The 2,281-nt window shown below is 58.8% G+C and carries 2 protein-coding genes; both read left to right on the top strand.

All coding sequences use genetic code 11. The features are described 5' to 3' along the window. The coding region (locus I554_RS0125280; protein WP_024578155.1) for an AMP-binding protein at nucleotides 1–1,017 on the top strand (1,017 nt) is incomplete at its 5' end. Between the two features lie 97 nt (nucleotides 1,018–1,114). After that, a partial coding sequence (locus tag I554_RS0125275; RefSeq protein ID WP_152528730.1) for an ABC transporter substrate-binding protein occupies nucleotides 1,115–2,281 on the top strand: 1,167 nt, incomplete at its 3' end.

Below are 2,281 nucleotides of genomic sequence, written 5' to 3'. Positions count from 1 at the left end.
CCGAAAGGATGCGTCAATCCGCACCGCGCATTTGCGGATTGCCTGCGCCGGATGGCCACGATCTACGGCATCACGGCGAATGATCGCGAGTTTGTGGCCGCGCCGCTTTTCCATGAAGCGCCTGCACTGTTTTCACTGCTTCAGTTATTTTGTGGGGGAGCGGTTATCGTCACCAGCGATACCACGCCGGCGAATGTGTTCAGCATGATCGATCGCTACAAGGCGACCTGGGCCTTTATGGTGCCGACCATGTGGGCTGCGATGATGACGAGTGACGAGATCAACGAGTTTGATCTCGGATCGCTACGCATTGTCGTCAGTGGCGGGTCTCCACTGCAGACTCATACCAAGGAGGCCATCCTCAAACGCTTCCCTCATGCGGGCCTCAACGAATTTTATGGCGGCACGGAAGTCGGTCTGGTCACCAACCTTCCACCTCAAGACCAGACCCGAAAGGTGAGATCGGTCGGACGTCCGGTGATCGGCATGTTTGTCGAATTGAGGGACGAGAACGGAAAGGTCGTGCCGCAGGGCGAAGTCGGCGAAATTCATATCGGCGGCGCCACGCTGATCCGGGAATATTTCAACAATCCGGAAGCGACCGCGAGCGCCCGCAGCGGCAGTTTCTTCACGCTCGGTGACATGGGACGCTTCGATGAAGAGGGGTATCTCTACATCGTGGATCGCAAGAAGGACATGATCATCAGCGGTGGCGAGAACATCTTCCCGAATGACATCGAGGATGTTCTGTACAAGCACCCGGCAGTGAACATGGTCGCCGTCGTCGGCGCGCCGGACCCGAAATGGGGAGAGATTGTCGTCGCGGCTGTCGTGCTCAAGCAAGGGCACTCCGCAACCGAGGCGGAGCTGATCGCGCACTGCAAGGAAGCTCTTTCGAATTTCAAGGTCCCCAGGAAGATTGATTTCCGCGATCAGCTTCCGATGTCGTCCTTCGGAAAGATCCTGAGGCGCGACGTGCGCCAGCCTTACTGGGACAAGCAGGAGATTCAGGTCTGACCTGACCGCCTGACCAAACGATTTCGGACAAGGCCGGCATCGTGTCGAAAGAATCAGAAAAAACCAAAAACATCACAATGCGAGAGAGGAACGTCATATGAGGTCAGCCAGCTATCTTCGCACTTCCATGCTAGCCGTCGCCGCGGCCGTGATTGCGGTCGTCGCGCAGCCCGCTGCCGCTCAGCAAACCTATAAAATCGGAGCAATGCTCGATGTCACCGGCGGCGCATCCTTCCTCGGCAAGCCGGAACACAACGCCGTCATGCTTGCGGTGGAAGAAGCCAATCAGGCCGGCGGCATCCGCGGCAACAAGGTCGAACTCGTTTTTGAAGACAGCAAGAGCACGGAGACCGATACGGTGCTTGCCGCGCGCAAGCTGATCAATCAGGCAAAGGTCCTCGCAATCGTCGGGCCAAGCCGGACTGGTGGCGCGATGGCCGCCATTCCGATTGTCACCGAAGCGGAAGTTGCACTGCTGTGCCCGGTGTCCGGCGTCGGCGTGATCGAGCCGGTCGCCGAGCGCAAGTGGGTGTTCCGTCCGGGACAGGGTGGCGATCTCTCGGTAGCAAAGGTGCTTGATTACGCGCGCCGCGCAGGATGGAAGAAGTTGGGAATTCTCTATTCCGCCGATGCCTATGGCGAAGACGGGCGCGACAACATGCGCAAACTTGCCAAGAGCGCTGGCGTTTCTCTCGATCGCGAGGAATCGTTCCCAGCCAATTCGACCGATCTGAAGCCGCAGCTTGCCAAGCTGAAATCGGCTGGCGTCGATGCGATCTTCATGCATGGCCTCGGCGCGCCTTCGGCCATCGTCTACAAGAATGCGCGCGAACTTGAACTGGCCACTCCGATCATCTCCGGGCATGGCCAGGCCAACAGCGCATTCCGGAATGCCGTTGGTGACGCGGTGATCGGGCAGCCGATTGTCGGTGCGCCTGTTCTGGTGTGGAGCGAGTTGCCGGGCTCGCACCCGCAGAAGAAAGTTTCTGAATCCTTCGTCACCAAATACAAGGCAAAGTTCGGTATCGCGCCGGACATGTTTGCGGGCGTCGCCTATGACTCCGCCAATATGGTCCTGCAGGCGATCCGGGAAACCGGCGGCGAGCGCGCCCAGATTCGCGATTGGCTCGAGAACAAGGTGAAGAATTATGTCGGCGTGACCGGGGTCTTCAACTTCACCGCTCAGGACCACGGTGGACTGAAGAGCGATGCGCTGGTGATGATGATCGCTGACAAGGACGGCTGGCGTCTCGCCGATTACGAG

The sequence above is a fragment of the Afipia sp. OHSU_II-C1 genome, assembly GCF_000497575.1.
Lineage (GTDB): Bacteria > Pseudomonadota > Alphaproteobacteria > Rhizobiales > Xanthobacteraceae > Afipia.
This window is presented reverse-complemented; position numbering and strand designations above follow the sequence as displayed.